This window comes from Treponema sp. UBA785, assembly GCF_002297065.1.
In the GTDB taxonomy this organism is placed as follows: domain Bacteria; phylum Spirochaetota; class Spirochaetia; order Treponematales; family Treponemataceae; genus Treponema_D.
This window is the reverse complement of the sequence record NZ_DBJD01000073.1, coordinates 1-20467: the sequence shown is the minus strand read 5'-3', so window position 1 is coordinate 20467 and position 20467 is coordinate 1. Positions and strand designations below refer to the sequence as shown.

Below are 20467 nucleotides of genomic sequence, written 5' to 3'. Positions count from 1 at the left end.
AAAGCCAGACAGACGGCAGGAACATCTGTTTTTAATTTTTCAGCGCGCTCTTTAAAATTCATTTTTTATTCCAAAAATAAAACTATCTTCCAGAAAGTGATTTTTTCCAGCGGGCAAGAAGCTCAAGAGCCTGGAGCGGAGTCATATTTTCCGGATCAGCAGAAAGGATTTCGTCCAAAACCATTTCCTCGTCAGAAAAAAGTCCAGGCAAATTCTGGCTAAAATGCGATTTTTCTTTTTCGCCGGAAATTTCGGTTTTTATTTCGGAAGGCAGGACTGGTTTTTCTCCAGCGGATTTTTGCAAATGCGCAAGAATTTCCTCAGCTCTTAAAATTACGCTTTGTGGAACGCCGGCAAGTTTTGCAACGTGCAGACCGTAAGAGTTTTCGCTTGCTCCTTCCTTTATTTTTCTCAAAAAAACTACATCGCCAGAATTTTCAGCAACAGCCATGCACAAAAGTTTTAGCGCAGAGTGGTTCATTCTTGTTAGCTCGTGATAATGAGTAGCAAAAAGAGTTTTGCACTTTATCGTGTTCAGCAAATATTCGCTAATTGCCCAGGCAATCGAAAGTCCATCTTCCGTCGAAGTTCCCCGCCCTACTTCGTCCATAATTACAAGAGATTTTTCCGTTGCAGAACGGAGAATATTTGCCGTTTCTGTCATTTCGACCAAAAAAGTCGATTCTCCGCGGGCAAGGTTGTCGCTTGCTCCAACACGGCAGAAAATTCTATCGACAATTCCAATGCGCGCAGAAGAAGCCGGAACAAAAGAGCCTGTCTGAGCCAAAAGCGCAATCAGCGCATTTTGACGCAAAAATGTTGATTTTCCGGCCATGTTCGGACCTGTAATCAACGAAAAAGAAGTTGAGCATTTTTCAGAAAAATCTTGTGGCGAACAAATCGAAAGGTCATTCGGAACAAATTCGCCGGCAGGAAGATGCATTTCAACGACAGGGTGGCGTCCATTTTCAACTTCAAAAACCGTAGAATCATCGACAACCGGACGAATCCAGCCATGAAGAACGGCAGAATATGCAAGCGCTGAGCTTACATCTGTGTATGCAATTTCTCTGGAAGTCTGCAAAAGATACGGAACAAGTTTTGCAATCTGGGAGCGTATTTCGATAAATAAATCACGCTCAATCTGAACAATTTTTGTGCCAGCTTCGTTCAATTCGTGTTCAAGTTCTTGAAGCCGTTCAGTCGTATAGCGTTCCGCATTCAAAAGAGAACGGCGCATTATAAAATGCCCAGGAATCTGCTGAAGTTTTCCTTTTGTAACTTCAATGTAATAGCCTGCATTGTTGTTGTTTTTTATCCGCAGGTTAGAAATTCCAGTTTTTGATTTTTCTTCTTCGGCGTATTCTTCAAGAATTTTGTTAAAATTGCACTGAATGTCGCGCCAATGGTCAAGCTCTTTTGACCAGCCAGATTTTATAATCCGGCCTTCCGTAATAGAAGTCGCCGGATCTTCCAAAATCGCCGAATCAATAAGTTCAATTATCTGCTTAGCTTCATCCGCCGGCAAAACAGAAAAATCATAATCTTCAATCAAAACGCGGATTTTAAGCCATACGGAAAGACTCGATTTTAAAGCCTGCAAGTCTTTTGCATGGGCACGCTCCATTGCGACTCTTGCAGCAAGCCTTTCAATATCAAGAACAGAAGAAAAATTCTGCCTAACTGCATCTAAAAGCCTGCGGTTATTTACAAAAAGAGCAATATGCTCCTGTCTGGAAGCAATTTTTTGAGCATCGGTCAAAGGATAGTTAAGCCAGTTTACCAAGAGCCTCTTGCCCATTGCAGTCTGCGTATGGGAAACACATTCCAAAAGTGAATACTGGAAACTTCCGTCCCTTAAATTTTCCGTAATTTCAAGATTTCGGCGAGAAGAATCATCCATTACGACGTATTCACAGTCACGGTAAACTTTTATTCCGCTTACATGAGGAGCATTTGTCGAAGTTGTCCGCATAAGATAGTCAAGCAAAAATCCGGCAGGTCCAACTTCCGCACTTTCTTCGGTCAAATTAAAAGAACGCAGATTCTGTGTTCCAAACTGTTTGTTAAGTCTTTTGTAAGAAAGAGAAGAATCAAAATTCCATTCAGGATAATAAGAAACCGCAATATTTGAATTCTGGGCGATTATTTCTTCAACTGTTTTGTCGCAGCGCAGAGTTTCAGGCAAAAGAAGCTCACGAGGATTGGAACGGCCGAGTTCCTTTGCAAAATTATCCGCCATTTCTTTTTTATTCCAGCTTGTTGCGTAAAAATCGGCAGTAGTAACATCAATATAGGCAAAGCCAACTTCATTTTTTTTTACCGCGCAACATGCAAGATAATTATTTACGCCGCCTTCAAGATATTCACTTTCAATCGCAGTTCCCGGGGTTATGATTTCTATCACTTTTCGCTCGGCAATTGTCTTGCCTTTTCCGATTTCTCCAACCTGCTCGCAGATTGCAATTTTTTTTCCAAGCCTTAAAAGACGTGCAATGTAAATTTTTGCGGCATGATACGGAATTCCGCACATAGGATGCTGTGCACGATGAGTAAGTGTAAGATTTAAAAGACGGCTAATTTCCAAGGCGTCTTCATTGAACATCTCGTAAAAATCGCCTAGACGAAAAAACAGAACTTCGTTGCGATATTCATCTTTTATGCTCTGGTACTGAACCATGAGCGGTGTCAATTCTGCGCTTTCGGAACGTTTCTGAATTTTTCCTGCAACAACCTTGTCTTTTGGCATTTTGTGTTATATTCCTAATTCGGCAATAACTTTTTCAGTAATATCAACCGAAGGGCTATACCACAAAACAGCATTCGCCTGCTGCAAACTCAAAATCATCGAATAACCTTCATTTTCTGCAACTTTTTCCAAAACGCCATAAAGTTTTTTGTAAAAAGAATCTGAATTCTGAAGATTTTTTTTGAGCGATTCAAGCTCAACATTTTTTGCGTTCGTATATTCCGTAAGAGTGTCTGTTTTTCTGGTAATTTCTGCATCAAGACGGCTTACCGCTGCAGAATTATTGTTTTTCTGAAAATCAACTTTTTGATTCTTGAGATTTTGAATTTCTTCTGTCCGTTTGTTAATTTCGGTCTGGAATTCGGCTTTTTTAGACTCGTAATTGCGAACTGGAGCCGAATTTCTAAAATATGCCTGATAAACTCTGGCAGTATCAACAACACCAAAACGCGTAATCTGCTGGGCAGAAAGTCCAAAAACAACGAAAAAAGAAAAAACAAAACCAAAAACAATTTTTTTCATTTTAAAACAACCTCAAAACGCAATTATTTATTCGTAATATTGAATGAAAGTACAAATTTCCAGTTATTTTCCCAAGTTACGTTATAATTCTCATCCATTTTGAATGTATTTGCAAAAAGCAGACGCAATGGGAACTGAGGGATTGAAAAACGCAGTCCAGGACCTGTACTAAAGTAAAAGTCCGAAATTCCTGTATTTGTAAAGAGTTCATAAGGCGAATTCTTTATTACAGCAGCGTCACCAAACCAGTCTACTGCCAAAACTCCAGGAACAATCGGCATACGTAATTCAAGAATATTGCTCCAAAGCGCACGGCCTCTGTGCTTATTATAGATATTTGTCCATCCGCGGGCGTTAAACATACCGTCAATGTAAACTTTGCTTGAATTTCCAATTCCCGAATCAGACGCCGGGAAAAGAAGGCTCAGACCGGAATATGCGGCAAAAACCATTTTCCAGTTCCATGTTTCTGTAACCGGCAAATTGAACAGGGTAAAGTATTTTTCAGCCTTTGTATCCGAACGCAAAAAGAATTCTGTTTCAAAAGGCATAAGCCCGTACCAGGTAAGGCGCTGACTTGCAAACCAGCCTTTTGAAGGATCGTAATTTATATCGCGGTCATCAACAGAAAAAGCAGACCAAATAGAATTCTGCCAACCCCATTTGTTAGAATACTCAGCAATAGTCGAATCAACAGGAATATAAACTTCGTCATAAACATTGTTTATAAGACTTCCGTTGATTCCGGCAGAAAGCGAAAGAATAGCCCAGACTGGAGTCCATCTTCTTCCAAGAGAAAAACCAAGGCTCCAAACCCAGCGTTCATAATCCATGTAATAATCGTCAGAATTTAAACTGTCTTCGTTGTCAGCAAGTTCAAGCATAAGCGCAGTATTCTGCGAATGAGAGAAACTAGTGCTTATTGATGAAGAAATCGGCATTCCAAAAAGCCAGTTTTCTCCAAAACTCAAAGAAACAGACTGCTCGTCAGTTGCAATCGTAGAACTTGCGCTGATAGATTTTCCACTTCCGCGGAAGTTAGAATCCTGCCATTTTACAAAAAGAGCAAACGGAAGGTCGTCCGGATCAGAAACACCAGAAAAAGTAACGCCGAATTCAATAGAAGTAGTAGATTGCTCGTCTACAGAAAAAACAAGGTTTACAAGATTTTCTTCAGAACCAGGCGCAACGTCAGGCACAACTGCGCTAAAATACTGCAAGTTGTACAGATTTCTAAGACCTGTAGTAAGTTTTGCCTTAGAAAAAATGTCGCCGCTTTCAATCGGAATTTCACGGCGAATAATTTCCTCTTTTGTGCGCGTATTTCCTTTTATGGAAATGCTTTCTACATGGCTCCGCACGCTTTCTGTAATATGAAATTCATACGAAATAACTTTATTGTTCGTGTCTTTCATAGGAATTGGCTGAAAACGGTTTGAAGTGTAGCCATTTTCGTAGTATAAATCGGCAATCGCCATAACCGATTCCTGATATTTCTGCTGACTATAAACCGCGCCAGTCTTAAGCTTTACAAAAGAATTAAGCTTTTCGCTCGGAAAAATAATATTTCCCTTAAAAGTCATTCCGCCAAAAGTATACTGCGAGCCTTCAACAATAACAAATGTGATTGTAAGCTCATCTCGGTTTTTCTTTTCGTTTATAGCAGTTTCTTTTGTAACATCGATAACTTCTGCATCTATATAACCCAAATTCTGGTAATAAGCCGTAATCGCCTGCTTGTCTGCCTCGAGCTCAGATTCCTGGAATGCGCCTTTATTGATTAAACCTGCCTCTTTGAGCGTAAGCTTGCTTTTTAAAGTTCTGCTCGATATAACTTTGTTGCCACGAAAATCCAGTTTTGCAATTACAGTCGAACGGCCTTCATCAACTTTGAAATTAACTTCAACGCCTTTTGGGGTCTGCTTTGAGCTTGCAGTTACGCGGGCATTAGTAAAACCTTTTCCAAGATAAACATCGCGCACAGAACGCTCATCGACAAGCATCTTGCCTTCAACAAAAATATCTTTTTCTTTAAGCGAAACTGCCTCTTTTAATTCTGTAGTACGAATCTGGCGGTTTCCGGAAAATGTAATTCTAGTTACAACAGGACGCTCAGTTACAGAAAATACAATCGAAACTGTATTTTTCTTAGCATCGCCCGGAAGAGCCTCAGGATTTATTTCATCAAAAAAATCGAGCGCATAAATTCTGTCCAAAAGATTTCCAAAAACCTCATCGGAAAATTTCCTTCCGATAAAGCCGCTAGTTACGCCTTCAAGCTCTTTTGAATCTACAGATTTTAAATTCTTAAAAGAAATTGATTTTATAAGTTTTCCATAAAACCAGTTTTCATCAGATTCTGTTACTTTGTCATTCTCCTGAGCAGAAACAAAACAAGGTGCAAAAACGCAGATTGCCGCACAAAAAATTAAAGCGAAATTAAAACGCTTGAAAGACATATTAACTCCAATTGCCAAGAAATTTAGTCATATTCAGTTATTATGAACATTTTAAAATGAGTGCTTCCAAGACAATGTAACAGACGTTGAAGGAATCCACAGACTGTTTTTGATTGCTTCCAGATCCGGAGAAACCCCAAACCTTATATTAACGAACGGTGAAGACATTTCAAAACCAAATTCAGGCTGAAGCACAAGTCCACGAACGGAATCTTCGTCCTTTGCCTTTGTTTCGTCATAACTCCAGTGCATTAAAGCATCAACATACATTGCACTACCAAAGTACTTACCTACATAAACAGCCGAATTGTCAAAAAAGTTACTGAAAGATAACTGCTTGCCGGCAGAATTCTTATCAAGACTTTGCTTTACAGCGTTTTGAAGGATATTTGTTCTAACGGAAAATATATCAAAATTCAATAATTCACGCAATGTATTCTCTACAGTACGCATTACCGTTGCCTGCATAAGATAGTCTCCGCCTGCCATTGCAAGAGAAGCAACATTTTCAGAATTTCCAGAAATAACCTGCCCCAAAAGCTCCATAATTTCGTTTTCAGACTTTGCAGGAGTTGCAGTAAAGCGAGGATTAAACTGACTCAAGGCCTGCTGACTTGCCGACAAAGTTATTGTCACCTGATTATTGTTTTCATCGCGCTCCCGGGTTTCTGCGCGAACAGTAATTCGAGGATCAAAAAGTTCATTATATTCGTTGAATACAACTTTTCCCTCCTTCATATAAAAACTTCTGTTGAGCCAGACAATTTCGCCTCCACGAAGGTTTACTTCTCCTTTTGCAGAAAGGTCGCCCGTCGAAGTATCAATATAAAGGTCAAGATAATTGTCAGGCACAATAAGACCGCGCAGCAGAGGATTTAAGAGAATTTGAACTTTATTTTTTACCTGAAGCTTAAGGTCTACAAGAAAGTCAAAAGGCGTTTTTTTTGTATGCTCCATGTTCAAACCGTCACGGATAATTTCAATTTCTGCACGTTCGCCAAAGATTTTTCCTGAAAAACCGACAGTATCCGTCGTCATGTGAACCAAAAATTTTTCAAATGCGGCAAAACCCTTGTAATGAACCAAAGGAAGCTTTAAATCAACAGGAATAAACTGACCTCGAGGGCTTTCAACCGGACAGTCAAGAGAGCCGATTTTCCAGCGGTCAAACTCAATGTTCAAGCCAACGCTCACAGAATTTTTTTCTACGGTGAATAAAGTCGGCTTTACGATAAAATGATTTTGAGAAGCAAGCGCAATTACCTTTTCAGACCGGAAAAGTTTTTTTGAAATTATTGGAACATAAAATTCAGGATTTAAAATAACAATGGAACCTGTATATTCCGGGTCAGTTGTAAGACCGCCTATTTTTACTGCTCCAGAAAGTTTTCCGCCTGTAAATCTTACAAAAGGAATGCTGAAAGCCTGGCAAAAAGTCTTCATGTCGGCATTTATGTTTTTTATGTTCAAATCAAGCTGATTGTGAATTATAGAACCGTTCAAATTAAAGCTGAGCGGAGAAGCAGGTCCGGATTTTACTGACAAAACCTGTCCTGCAACAAAAGTTCCAGAAATTCCCCTTCCATTTTCAGAAACAAAATCTATAACATCGTCGCTTTTTGTAATTTTTAAGTCGAGTTTTTGTTCAGTCGGGAAAAAAGAACCTGTCATTTTTTCACTTTTGACAGTCGCAACAAAATTTTTGAAAGGAGAATTTCCATGGGCAAAACAATTTATCGAGCTTTTTACTGGAATGTTAAAATCAAGTTCAAGAAAATTTCCTTTTAATACCGCAGTACAATTTCCAGAAAAATTCTTTAAGTTAAAGTTAGCAAAAAAATCCGAAAGCGAAAATTTTCCCCAGCCAGCGTTAAGTTCTGAAACAGAAAGTCCTGTATCGTCATAAACAGCATTTCCTGAAAAAACGCATGGATAACCGGCAAAATTTATAGAAGAACTCTGCAAATTTAGCGAAACAAAAGGATTTGCAGGTGTTCCAGATAGCGAAAACTCTGCATTTATTTTGTTTGTTGAATTTTGGTCAGCAAAAAATCTCGCGGCAGGAAAATCAGAAAGATTTCCTTGAGCACTGACATAAAAATCGTTTTTCAAATTGTCCAAAGTCAAAAGTTTTTTTTCAAGATTGCGGACTTCGGCATTAAGGCTTATTTTTTCCGAATTTAAAATGCTTTTTGCATTCAAATCGACTATAATCGAGTCAAAAATTCCATCGTTAAGGCTCCAAACTACATTCATTCTTCCGTCAAGAGCAGAAGCCGCATCCGAATATGCGAGCTTGTTCATTACAAAACCGTATTTATTTGCAGAACCGGTAAAAGCAAGGTGCGGATGCAAACGAAGAGAACCATAAGGCTCATCAATATCAAAATTATTTATTTCAACTTCAATTCCAGAAACTTCATTCCACGAAAAAGAAGTATTTAAGGAAGTAGAAAAAATATTTTTTCCAAACGAAACAGGCAAAGCCGTAAACTCTACAGAACCAAAAATATTTTTTTCAAACGAAAAAGCCGCATTAAAATTGTAATCGCCCGAAATATTCAAAAAATTCTGAGAAAACGCGCCTCTAAAACTAAAAGGCAGAGAATTGACAACAAGGTCGGTATAAAAATTAAAATCAGAAAGTCCATTTGAAAAATCAATTCCAGCGGTAGCATGCGCAGTTTGTTTTCCATATTGCAAATCGAGAGAACTCAAGGTTATGGTTTCTGAAGAACCATCAATGGCAAAGGTGAGAAGCTGTTTTTCCTTTGCTGTGTTTGCCAAAAGAAAATAAGGCGAATTGAACGAAAAACTTTTAAAATCCGTCGTAAAATAAATTTCGTCGGAAAAAATGTAAGTTCCAGCCGATTTTGAAATATTTGCAAGAAAAGCCTTTTTTTCTTCGGGAACAAAAAATGCAACCGCATCGATTACGCTGTCCAAAAACATATCGCTGATAGAAACCGAAGCCTGCAAAAACTTTTCCGTCTCGTTCAAAAAACTGCCTTCGGCAACAATTTTTGCACTTTTTTCGTATTCGGCATGAGAATAATCATCGCATTCAAAGCTAAAATCCACGGACTTTTCAGACGGCAAAAGCGTAAACTGAATGGCAGTCAAGCTTTTTTCGTCCATAAAAAGCTGCGGAGCAAAGCACATAAAACCGTTTTTGTAAGGCTCTATGTAAAGTTCAGTCTGTAAAATTCCGCCATTTGAAAGCTGAAAACGCGGAATGCTCAAAACAAACGAAGGCTCCAGAGTTTTTAAGCTGAGCTCGCCGTTCAAATCAAAATTTACAGGTTTTCCGTCAGCCTCAAATTTATTGACTTTTAAAACCTGATTTTTACATTCAACATCATAAGAAAGGACGACTTGGCTTCCGGCAATTCTTTCAGAAAAATTACAGTCGCCGTCAATTTTTAAATATCCAGAATTAAAGAAATCTTCTTTTGTCAAAAACGAAGTTTTAGCTTTTATAGTTCCAGAAAATTTTGTTTCGATAAATTTTTTATAAAGAGGAAATGGATTTTTTACTTTTATAAGTTTTAAAGGTTCAAATTTCCTGGACTGAGCGTCAAACGAAAGCTCCTGATTTTTAAAATTCGCCTCAAGCTGCACAGAAAACGGAAAAGCCGAGCGCATCGTTCTGAGCGCAAGCTTTGAATCCGCATAGTTGAGAAGAAAATCAATTTTAGAAATCGTAAAATCGGCGCGGTTTATTTCTGAAAGCTTTAAAAGAAAAGAACTTCCTTCGAGATTTTTAAAAAAGTTTCCTGAAAGCTCAAAACCACAGGCAACAAGTTTTCGATTGCCATCACTTTTTAAAAGTTCAGATTTAAATTCAAGACGTCCGGAAGTTTTTATTTTGAGGCTGTTTTTAGCAAGCGGCGACTGTTCAAAAGTTACGGTTTTTGCAATTGCAAGAAAATCGTTTTTTGAATCGACAAAATGAAGACTGATATTTTTAAATTGAATGTTAAAAGGAATATTGATTTCTTTTCCGTCAATTATAAATTTTTTGGAAGAAGATTTGTGTTTTTTTGATTGATTTTTCTCATCATCGCTTTTTTCGAAAATTCCAGAAAGATTTTTGAGCAAATCCCCGTCTTTTACGGCATCATATTCAATTTTTAAACCGTCCAAAATCAAAAATTTTACTGCATTCAAAGGCTGCTTAGAAAAAAAATCACGAAAATTATACGAAAGAACAGCGCTGTTAATCTGAACAAGCTGCTTTTGCGTCGCAGAATCCTTTAAATTGATATTTTTTAAACTGATGCCAGAAAGAATCGAAGGAGAAAGAGCTTCGTATGAAATCTCAATTCCCGTTTTTTCTTCAATTTTTTGAGTAATTTTTAAAACACCGACAGAAACAGCGGCATTGATTTTTTTGTATGTTGGAAAAATCAACGCAATAACTGCAATTACGAGCAGGAGAAAAATAATGCTTCCAATGCTGGTTTTTAGAATTCTCGACTTCATCTGACTTGAACAGTCTCTGTTTTAACGGCAAAATGGCTTTCAGAAAGTTTTAATTTTTTTCAATATTCAGAACTTTCCATAGACTAACACTTTACTTTATTTTTGATTTTTTTAGTAGTGGGACAGATCTAAAAACTCATTCAAGCTGATTTTCCTAGAAATGTCTGCAAGTTTTAACTTATTGCAATACAACAAATTAAAACAACCGCTCTAAAAAAAACTGGAGTTTTTCAGGAATTATGATTTTAAAAAATTTTGTTGTATTTGAAGGAATCGACGGAGCAGGAACTTCAACGCAAATCAATGTCTTAAAAGAAAAAAAAGAAGCCGGGAGATTTTTCTTTACGGCAGAACCGACAGACTCACCTGTAGGAAAATTCTTAAGAACTGTTTTAAAAGGCAATGTTGAACTTGATCCACGGACAAGCGCATACCTTTTTGCGGCAGACCGCGCAGAACATCTTTGGGGAAAAAGCGGCTCAAACTGCGGAATCGAAAAAAAATGTTCCGACGGAAAAATCGTCATAAGCGACCGATACTTTTTTTCGAGTCTGACATACCAAAGCGTAACCTGCGGAGAAGAGCTTCCTCGCCTTCTAAATTCGACTTTCCCGCTTCCGCAAATTCTTTTCTTTTTTAAAATTTCTCCAGAAATCAGCCTTAAAAGAGTCGATGCCCGCGGAGAACGTGAAATTTACGAAAAAATAGACTTTTTAAAGGCGACAGAAGAACGTTACGAAAAGCTTATGGACGAATACGAAGCAAAAAACACAGGAATGAAAATCGTCCGTCTGGATGCATCAAAATCAAAAGAAGAGGTAAGCGCGCAAATCTGGCAGGAACTTTCAAAACTGCTGTAAAAACTCACAAAAAAAATGCCGACAATAAAAACGTGAAAAGATTTTTTGCGCTAGTTTTCTTTGCGGCCAGTTTTTTTATATTCTCACCTCAAAAATCTTCTGCCTACATGGTCAAATACAAAGAAGATTATTACAAGCTTTTTCATGTTCATTACCAGCAGTATCCAGACGATGTCATGGAAAACATTTACTGGCTTGAGCAGGCCGTAAAGGCCGATTTTTGCAATCCGCTCTATGCAAATGTAAAAATCGACAACGAAAAAGATTGGGAAAAATACCGCTATCTTTTTATGATGCACATAAACCTAAAACTTATTGAGCAGCATATGAGGCTCGGAAGAATTTACGACAAAAAAAACGTAAAATTTTACGACGCGCCATGGAAAGACATTTACATTGAAAATTTACAGAAAACACTCAGTTGCTATCAGGCAGGACTTTACTACTGGCAGGAAGCAAAGCTTTGGGCAGAAAAAGCAAACGTAAAAAGGTTTCAGTTTTTAACCTTAACAGACATTCAAAACTGGGAAGACGAACGCGAAAGAATTGGAAACGGAAAATTAAATTACGAAAAGATTTTAAACCGGGAAATTGCGCGTGTTCAGAAAAATATTTCCGAATTTGAAAACATGACAGACAAAACGTATTAGAATTTTACTTTAAAACAAAAGCGATTTTCGATAAAATAGAAAATCATGCAGTTTGAAGAAAAAGACATCTCTTACCCGCCAGTGAATCCAGGCACTGACAGAACTTTTATACGTTTTTACGGCGGAGAGCCGGATTTAAATTCTATTTTTTATTCATCAGAAAAAGAAGACTCTCCTCAACGGATTTTTGTGACAGACACAAATGTAGCTTCGCTAAAACAAATGCAGCCGTTTATAAATTTTTTCCGCGGAGAAAACTACAGCCAGCCAAAAATCGAAAACGGTTTTACCGGCACACGAGGAAAAGACATTCTCTTGATTTTGGGCAGCGGAGAACCATTTAAAACAATCGAAAGCGTTCTCGCAATATGCAAGGCCGCAATCGACTCAAACGCAAAACGTTCCGCAGTTTTTACAGGAATCGGCGGCGGCGTAATTACCGACATGACAGCTTTTGCCGCTTCAATCTTTAAGCGCGGCGCAACATGCGAACTTGTACCGACAACTCTTCTTTCGATGGTCGACGCTGCAATCGGAGGAAAAACAGGCTGCGACTTTGATTCATACAAGAATATGATAGGCTCTTTCTTTCCAGCGCAGAAAATTCACATAATTCCTTCATTCATTCAGTCGCTTCCAGAAAACGAATACCGCAGTGGAATGGCAGAAGTAGTAAAGACCGCCCTTCTCTATTCAAAGGAACTTTTTGGAAAACTCGCTTCAAAACCAGAAATTCTGCAAAACCGCAAAGATCCGCTCGTTGAAGAAATGATAAAAATTTGTGTAAATGCAAAGGCCGCTGTAGTTGAACAGGATTTAACCGAAAAAAATATCCGCATGCAGCTAAACCTCGGACACACTTTTGGACATGCGCTCGAAACCAGAGCAGGACTTGGAAAAGTAAGCCACGGAGATGCAGTTGCCTGGGGAATAGCCCGTGCAGCAGAACTTTCAAAAAAAATAGGACTGTGCACAGAAAATTACGTTCAGACAGTAAAAACAGTTCTCTCTTCTTTCGGATGGGAAACTCAGCCTCTGCATTCTGCCCTCAACGGAAAATTCGCTTCGGAAAAAGAAGCCGCGCTCTCGCTTTTTGAGGCAATGAAAAAAGACAAAAAAAATGCTTCAAGCAAAGTGCGCTTCGTTTTGCAGGAAGATGTCGGAGAAACTGTCATAACAGAAGCCGATGAAAAAGCCGTTCTTTCGGTTCTGTAAAAAGTGAGAATAAATAAAAATGGATATTTCAAAATATTTTGACTGGGCGGCAACATCTCCAGCCGACCCTGAAATTTTAACTCAGGCATTGCAAGAATCCCTCGAAGCCGGCGCAAATCCTTCTGCCGTACACTCCGAAGGACAAAAGGCGCGGATTGCATTTGAAAACGCACGCACACTTGCAGCAAAAGTAATCGGTGTAAAACCAGAAGAAGTTTTTTTCACGAGCGGTGGAACAGAAAGCGACCACATTCCTCTGCTTTCGCTTTTAAACCGCGAAGCCGACTCTCAAGGCAAACGGGGAAGCATAATCATAAGCGGAATCGAACACCCTGCACTGAGAGAACAGACCGCCATCTTAAAAAAACATGGATTTGAAATAATCACCGTAAACCCGGACAAAAACGGTTTTATAAGCGCAGATTCAATCGCAGAAAAAATCACTTCCGACATACTTTACGTAACAGTAATGGCGGTAAATAACGAAACTGGCTGCATACAGCCGATTTACGAGATTGCAGACAAAATTACAGAAAAAACAGAAGGAAAAAGACGGCCGCATTTTCACGTTGATTGCGTTCAGGCAGCAGGAAAAATTCCTCTCAGCCTCAACTATCCGGGAATAGACAGCGCAGCCTTAAGCGCACATAAAATCTGCGGTCCGCGAGGAATTGGAATTCTGGTTTTAAAAAAAGACATAAAGCCTTTCTTAACAGGCGGCGGCCAGGAAAAAAACATCCGCTCAGGAACAGAAAATCTCTTCGGCGCAATCGCCTTTGCAAAATGCCTCGAAAAATATTACGTGCCTCTCAACTTTGAAGAACAAAAGACAGCCGTAAAAAACTTCATCGAATCGCTAAAATCGCTCCCAAACTGCACGCTCGTACCAGCCATTCGCGCCGACACATCTGACAGCACGCAAAAACTTTTCAGCCCGTATGTTCTTCAAGCCGCGTTCAAAGGAATTCCAGGAAACGTTATGGTACGCGCACTCGATGCAAAAGGTTTTTGCATTTCGACAGGAAGCGCATGCTCGGCAAAAAAGCAAAACCGCCCGGTTCTAGCCGCAATGAACATAAGCCGCGACATTCAGGACACGGCTGTAAGGTTTAGTTTTGGTCCGCTCACAACTCCAGACGCAATCGCAAAACTTTTTGTTGCGGTCGAAGATATCTGCAAAGTTTTTCTGTAGATTTTTAGGGCAACATTCACCGCGCCCGATTGGAATGTCGAGTTTTATGATTTCTTGAATTTTCTTGTCATTATCGGGCTTGCCACGATAATCCCTTGCGCTTTTTTAGGCAAGATTGCCGTGTCAAGCACGGCAATGACAGTAAAATCTAAAACTCGAAATTGAACCTAATATTTACATTATTTTTATTCTGAATCAGAAGAGTTGTCTGCAGCAGGCTCTGTCTTTGATTTTATGTGAATTACTTTTCCAGTGCGCTTAATGCCGTCAGGAAGGCGTTTGTCTTCTTCGCCTTTTTTGCGGTAAATGCGTTTTTCAGACTTAGGTCCGTATTTTTCAGCCTTAAGAGCTTTTTTTTCTGCACGGGCCTTTTTGCGTGCTTTCTGTTCTTTGTCGATAAATCTCAAGGCAGAATCAAGTCCACCAAGAACTTTTTGCATGTCTTCCTGAAAAATAGAAATCTGAAGACGGTCAAAATCTGCGCCGTCGCCTTTTTTGCTTTCAACAATCTGAAGGAAGATGTCGCCGCTGCGGTTCTCCTTTACGTTGAAAAAATATGAACGATTGTCTAAAACGACTTCTGTAGTATAAAGTTCCCCGCGGATACCCATAAGTTCCTTCCTTAAAAATGTAATATCAAATAACTATAAAGTTTTTAAACTATAAAATCAACAGACTTTTATTTTATGTTATTTTTATAACTTAGAATTTAAAACTCAATCTTTGAATCGGACTCGGCCCGATTTTTCTGCAAATCTCGCGATGCGCCTTTGTCGGGTAACCTTTGTGCTTGGCATAACCGTATTCAGGATATTTTTTATCGTATTCAAGCATAAGCCTGTCACGTGCAACCTTTGCAAGAATCGAAGCCGCCATAACTTCGCAGTATTTTCCGTCAGCCTTAGGCTCACACCTTACAACGCACGAAACTTCAGGGCACTTAGTTCCGTCAGCAATTGCATTAATTTCAATTTTTTCTGACAAATTAAAGCCGTTTTCTTCCAGCCATAGAGGCAGTTTTTTAAGCATTTCGTCATAAGCATTTTTCATTGCAAGCATACTTGCCTGTAAAATATTTATTTCATCAATTTTTTTTTCATCAACAAAGGAAACAGCCCAGCACGATTTTTCTTTTATAAGTTTTTCCGCCGCTTCGCGCTTTTTTTCCGTCATTTTTTTTGAATCATTTAAAATTTCAAACGGAAAATTCCTTGGCAAAATTACCGCGCCAGCAGAAACAGGACCTGCCAGAGGTCCGCGGCCGGCTTCGTCTAAACCACAAGTCAAAATCATTTTATTCCAAACCTGCAAAAATAAAAGCGTTGTTAAAATCCGCTCGAAGAATTTTCAATATTCTGTAAAATTTTAGAATCCTTGTCGCTCCAAACAGGAACAATTCCACGCACTTTTTTTTCCAAACTGCCTATGTAGGAATTTTTTGAAAGGCTTGCATTTACCGCGCAAAGCTCGGCAATTCGTCCAAGATGGGCAGTTACACGGCAAGAACAATCTGTCAAGTCAAACTGTCCGCCGTTGAGAGAAAAATTAACCGCAGTCTGAGAAACTGCCGAAATACGGCTATTTTTTACAGCAATTTTTGAATCAAGTCCGCTCAATGCGCAAACATAAGAATCCGACTGCATAGTCAGACCGCAGCCGTCAAATTCAACCACAGAATTTTTACAGTCAAAGCCAATTCCGTTTTCTTCAAAAATGCCGGCAAATTCAGAAGTTTTAAAAAGCGCTGTCGAGTTTTCCAAAACAAAGAATTTTGAATTTGACGCGCAGTTGCTTTCGCGGTTTTTCCTAAAAAGCAGGTTGTCCGCTTCAAAACTTGCGTTGCGCACGACGATATTTGCGTCAGAAGGAACAACTATCTGAGAATTTTTCTGCGCCAAAAACATACAGTTGGAAGAAATTACGGTTTCGCCAGAAGGAAGCTTAAAAGTTCCGTTCACATAAAATTTAGTAAATCTTCTGGAATTTAAAACCTTTAAGGCCTGCTCAAAACTCCTAAAAGGATTTTCGGCAGTTCCGTCACAATCCTCATCAACTGCATTTTCTAAACCGCCGGCAACCTCGGAAGAATCAAGATAATAATTATCTTCGTCAATAACTACACTAAATTCGGAGCAATTGCTCACATTTCCTTTTTTGTCTTTTGCAAATGCGCAAACTTTGTAAAAAACAACAGCGCCGTCAATGCTTCCAAGCATAAACGAATCAGAATACTTTTCGAATTTGTCAGCCTTTACTTCAAGAAATTCAGGAGAATCCACAGAAAGCGCACTTGAAGCGAGAGTCTCAGAAATTTTAAGAGGTTTGCTTACCGCATAAAAAATTTCTGCGCCTTCTTCAGTTTTTATAGAAAGCTCAACAGGGTTCCTGGAATAAAATTTTTTTGTATTCGCATTAAATTCAGGAGAATGAGGAGGCTTTTTATCTATAGAAAATTCTTTTTCTTTTGTTCCCAAAAAAACGCCGTCAGCATAAAAAGCAAAAGCCGCAGTCCCGGAAATGCAGTCGCCTTCAAAAGTGTCAAAGGTTGCAGAAGTAAAAAGACCGTTTATTTTTTCCGGCTGATTTTTTACGCCAGTCGAAACAATTTCCATTCTGTAGCGCAAATCTCCGTCAATCGAAAAATTTACGGCACTGTCAGTCTTTTCGTTTACAACAATCTCAGGCTCTGCAGGAATTACAAAAGACTGGACCGGGTTTCCAGCTTCAAAGGCAACGCTCTGCCATCTTAAAGTATGCTTTGCGCTGCGGTCAATGTTTACAGGAATCTTAGAAGCAGACCAGTCTCCGTTATCAAGCTGCCATATAAGTTTTTCGCCGGTAAAGCAAAAACTGTTCCAGTCTTTAAATTCAAAAGGAATTGAATATTTTGAAAGCGTTCCAATCTGGTTTCCAGAAATAAAAATTACAAAACGCCATTCATTTTTTCCATCAGAAACAAGACACGGCAAATATCTTGAAAGGCAGTTTTCCGTATCAAGAACAAGTTTCTGGCCTTTTAAAAAAATCCTGTCATCATCAAAGCAATAACTAAACGAAGAAGGAATCTCTAGCGGTTTATCGTTTTCATACGAATAAACGCCAGAATTTACACAATTTTTAATAAAAGAAAAGTTTTCTGAAGTTTCTTCAAACGGATTTTGCTCCTGAACATTGTAATTTATTTCAATTTCTTCTTTTAAATCACCACGGATTGCAGTTATTTTTAAATTTATGCGCCCAGAAGCATCAATCAAAACAGGCCCGTCATAAGCAAAGCCAGAAGTAAGAGGATCTGTTCCAGAAAGAGAATAAAAGCACTCCGCGCCGTCGCTGACATCAAGCACAAGCGGCTGTTTGTTGCAAAAATTTCCAGCGACAGGCGAAATAATCCTTTGAGCAAAACAAAAAACTGAAAAACTGAAAATAAAAAATGTAAAAACCAACTTTTTCTTCATAAAAAATCTCTCATTCAGCTAACACAGATTTTTTGGCAAGACCTTTGCAAAAAGCCTTATCTGCTTTAATTAAAGAACGGGCTCAAAATCTCTTTTAATTCCGGATCCTGACTGTAGTAATGCTTTTCAAGTTCTTCCGGCTTTAAGCCTACAAGCTCGTGGCTCATATAATGAATCCAGCGGTCATCGCTTTCGCTGTTAATGTCGAATTTACGGCACCAATAATCAGGCTTAATCGGAAGAGTTTCTTTATATGTAAAATTTTTATAATCGTGAACAACAACCTTTATATCGCCGCGCGGAACACCTTTTTCGAGCAATGCCTCAACCAAAAAGTTGAGCGTGCGGCCAGAATCGTAAATGTCGTCAACAAGCAAGATTTTATCTCCAGGACGAAGATACTCAGGAGAATAAGTCCAGCCGTCAATACGAACACAATCGTGCTCCTTAATATCTGTATAAGAGCGGGCAACAACAGCCGCATACAAAACAGGTTTTTTGCCTTTTAGAGCGAGCTTAAAATACTCACTTATAACGTTCGACATATAAGCTCCGCCACGAAGCGAAGTATAAATAATGTCCGGAACAAAACCATCCTGCAAAATTTTATGGCCAAGTTTTATGGCATCATTTCTAACTTTATCGTAAGGCAAAAATTCCTTAATCATAAAAAACCTCTGTAAAAAAACTGCCGAAAAAACGGCATTATAATTTATTTATACCATTTTATCGGTAAAAAATGAATTTTACAATAAACGATTATTTTTGATATATTAAATTATGCACGCTTTCAAAAAAACAAGCTATGTTCTTCTATATATTACGTTTTTTTTAATGCCAATCTGCGCACAAAAAAAAGAAAGCTTTATAAAAATTGAACCATACGCAGGCTTTGCAAACGGCGTTCTCGAAGAAACGCTTTACTATAGCTCTCCTTCCGACAAAAAAATAAGCCTTCTCGAATGGGAACGAAAACTTTTTATTTATGGAGCAGAATTAAAAACCGCATTTAAGAACTTTAACTTAAATGCAGATTTTGAGACCGCGCCGCAAAATGTAAACTCCGGACAAATGCGGGATTCTGACTGGCTCAACCCAAACGACTATTCGATGAAGACAACTTATTCGCAAGGAACAAATTTTTCAAAGAAATATTACTCGACGGAAGTAAGTTTTTTTTACGACATAAAAGCAGCAAAAGATTTTACAGTTTCGCCAGTTTTAAGCGCAGAATACAGCTGCGATTCCTTTTACAGAAAAAAAGGAGCAGAAGGCTGGTACAGCGAAGACTGCAGGCACTGGTGGCATGACAGTTCTTCAAAACACTATCCGTATTACAATCCAGAAACTGGAAAAACCTCAAAGCTTGCGCAAATCGATTATTTAAGGCACACTTTTTTTTCGTGGACAGGAATTAAATTCAGGCTGAGGCCTGAGCAAAAAATCGAATTTGCGCTTTCGCTATTTGCCTCGCCAGTAAGTTATTTTTATTCAATAGACACACACTACGCCCAGGACAAATCCACAAAGATAATGTATAAGAAGCGCTACAGGCAAAGACAGATTTCGTATTTTAACAGCATAAAAATAAATTTAGACACAGCGCTAAGCCTTTCAAAACGCTTTGACTTAAATCTTGGACTAGAAACGCTTTTTAACATAAAAAACGGACGCGGCGACCTTTATTCAGACTATCATTCAGGCTCATACCAAGGCGAATACATAGACTTAGGGCAGAAGACAAGCTCAACTTTAAAAAGCATAAAAGCAAAAATCGGCTGCACAGTAAAACTTATGGAGTGATTAAAAAAAACTTAGCCCGTGCCGGAACAGCGCGAAAGCGTCCGCCTTATGGCGGATGGAGCAAAAGCGGAACTGTGCAGGGACGGTTAGAAAATAAAATGCGCTCCAATAAATTTTTTCTACACTGCGGCAAATTTCCGTGATATTATTTTTATATGGCACTAATTTCTAAAAAATTGACATCTTACCTTAAAGACCATTTTATTTTTTGCGGAAACAACATAATCCTGCAAAACAACAATCTTCCAGACGAAAATGTTTTAAGAAGATGCTTTGAGCTAAACGTAGCTTCGGACTGGTTTAACGATGAAGAATACGATTTTTCGGCAGTCGAGCTCGAAAAAGACTGTCCTGTTCCTGCCGGCTGCCAGGAAATTGCGCTCCGCTCTTATTTTTGGGAATCAAGGCAAAATCCTTCAATAATAACAAAGGCTTCGCGTGCTAAAGGACTTTTAAATTTTAGAAAAAACAAGAGATTCTGCTCGTACTGCGGATTTCCGCTCAAAGACGACGAGCATTTTGTCGCAAAGTTCTGCCCAAACTGCGACCGGCAATACTTTCCGCAGCTTGAACCAGCCGTAATAATCGTAGTCCAAAAAGAAAAGCAAATTCTTCTTGCAGAACACAAAAACAGAAACGACGGCGTTTTTTCGTGCATTGCAGGATTTGTCGAAACAGGCGAAACAATCGAACAGACAGTTGTCCGCGAAGTAAAAGAAGAAACCGGTCTAAATGTAAAAAATATCCGCTATGCAGGAAGCCAGGCATGGCCTTATCCAGACCAGCTTATGCTCGCTTTTTACTGCGAATGGGAAAGCGGCGAAATAAAAATACAGGAAGAAGAACTCAAGCAGGCAGAATGGTTTGACTTAGACAAGCTCCCCAAAATTCCGCCTCCAGGCTCAGTTGCCTACAATCTTATAAACGGACTGTTTGAACAAAAATCATTTTGATTATAGAATGGAAGCAGCTTTGAAATTCGGGTGGCTTTTTGCTTCGCAAAAACCGGGCTTTTCGGGGTTTCATTCGCAAGCGAACGGCCGCGCCGCCCCTACAATCCCTGCCACATAGTGGCAG

General features: G+C 39.0%; 14 protein-coding genes. 6 read left to right on the top strand and 8 right to left on the bottom strand.

Annotated features, from left to right (window positions below; translation table 11 throughout):
* Positions 1–82 precede the first annotated feature (82 nt).
* From mutS to B2X33_RS06215, 4 genes are read right to left on the bottom strand one after another with little or no spacing between them, the layout of a single operon-like run.
* On the bottom strand, positions 83–2749 hold the full coding sequence (gene mutS, locus B2X33_RS06230) for a DNA mismatch repair protein MutS (protein ID WP_296668401.1): 2667 nt from the start codon (positions 2747–2749) through the stop codon (positions 83–85).
* A 6-nt stretch (positions 2750–2755) separates the two neighbouring features.
* A complete protein-coding gene (locus B2X33_RS06225; RefSeq protein ID WP_296020567.1) occupies positions 2756–3271 on the bottom strand; it encodes an OmpH/Skp family outer membrane protein in 516 nt (171 codons plus the stop codon).
* Between the two features lie 23 nt (positions 3272–3294).
* Complete coding sequence (gene bamA, locus B2X33_RS06220) at positions 3295–5730, bottom strand: outer membrane protein assembly factor BamA (RefSeq protein ID WP_296668398.1); 2436 nt, start codon at positions 5728–5730, stop codon at positions 3295–3297.
* A gap of 51 nt (positions 5731–5781) precedes the next feature.
* Positions 5782–10215 carry a hypothetical protein gene (locus tag B2X33_RS06215; protein ID WP_296668396.1) on the bottom strand — a complete coding sequence of 1478 codons (4434 nt, stop codon included), beginning with the start codon at positions 10213–10215 and terminating at the stop codon, positions 5782–5784.
* Positions 10216–10454: 239 nt separating this feature from the next.
* Here B2X33_RS06215 and tmk point away from each other — a divergent pair, with 239 nt between their 5' ends.
* From tmk to B2X33_RS06195, 4 genes are read left to right on the top strand one after another with little or no spacing between them, the layout of a single operon-like run.
* Positions 10455–11075, top strand: coding sequence for a dTMP kinase (tmk, locus tag B2X33_RS06210; RefSeq protein ID WP_296020582.1), 621 nt, complete (start codon positions 10455–10457; stop codon positions 11073–11075).
* Positions 11076–11107: 32 nt separating this feature from the next.
* Positions 11108–11725 (top strand): DUF8513 domain-containing protein, encoded by a 618-nt coding sequence (locus B2X33_RS06205; RefSeq protein ID WP_414717811.1) that lies wholly within the window; start codon positions 11108–11110, stop codon positions 11723–11725.
* 45 nt (positions 11726–11770) lie between these two features.
* Complete coding sequence (locus B2X33_RS06200; RefSeq protein ID WP_296668393.1) at positions 11771–12940, top strand: 3-dehydroquinate synthase; 1170 nt, start codon at positions 11771–11773, stop codon at positions 12938–12940.
* A 19-nt stretch (positions 12941–12959) separates the two neighbouring features.
* Positions 12960–14132, top strand: coding sequence for a cysteine desulfurase family protein (locus B2X33_RS06195; protein ID WP_296668391.1), 1173 nt, complete (start codon positions 12960–12962; stop codon positions 14130–14132).
* A 185-nt stretch (positions 14133–14317) separates the two neighbouring features.
* On the opposite strand, the gene B2X33_RS06190 is transcribed toward B2X33_RS06195, so the two are convergent.
* The 4 genes from B2X33_RS06190 to B2X33_RS06175 form a co-directional block, all read right to left on the bottom strand.
* The gene (locus B2X33_RS06190; RefSeq protein ID WP_296668389.1) at positions 14318–14743 is read right to left on the bottom strand and encodes a DUF3276 family protein; all 426 of its coding nucleotides are present in this window, start codon (positions 14741–14743) and stop codon (positions 14318–14320) included.
* 91 nt (positions 14744–14834) lie between these two features.
* A complete protein-coding gene (rnhB, locus tag B2X33_RS06185; protein ID WP_296020615.1) occupies positions 14835–15425 on the bottom strand; it encodes a ribonuclease HII in 591 nt (196 codons plus the stop codon).
* Between the two features lie 32 nt (positions 15426–15457).
* The gene (locus tag B2X33_RS06180) at positions 15458–17587 is read right to left on the bottom strand and encodes a hypothetical protein (RefSeq protein ID WP_296668387.1); all 2130 of its coding nucleotides are present in this window, start codon (positions 17585–17587) and stop codon (positions 15458–15460) included.
* A gap of 65 nt (positions 17588–17652) precedes the next feature.
* Positions 17653–18255 (bottom strand): phosphoribosyltransferase, encoded by a 603-nt coding sequence (locus B2X33_RS06175; protein ID WP_296020632.1) that lies wholly within the window; start codon positions 18253–18255, stop codon positions 17653–17655.
* 112 nt (positions 18256–18367) lie between these two features.
* Between B2X33_RS06175 and B2X33_RS06170 the strand changes: the two genes are divergently transcribed.
* Positions 18368–19390: an omptin family outer membrane protease gene (locus tag B2X33_RS06170; protein ID WP_296668385.1), complete on the top strand. Its 1023-nt coding sequence runs from the start codon at positions 18368–18370 to the stop codon at positions 19388–19390.
* A 155-nt stretch (positions 19391–19545) separates the two neighbouring features.
* Complete coding sequence (gene nudC / locus B2X33_RS06165) at positions 19546–20343, top strand: NAD(+) diphosphatase (protein ID WP_296020649.1); 798 nt, start codon at positions 19546–19548, stop codon at positions 20341–20343.
* Positions 20344–20467 lie beyond the last annotated feature (124 nt).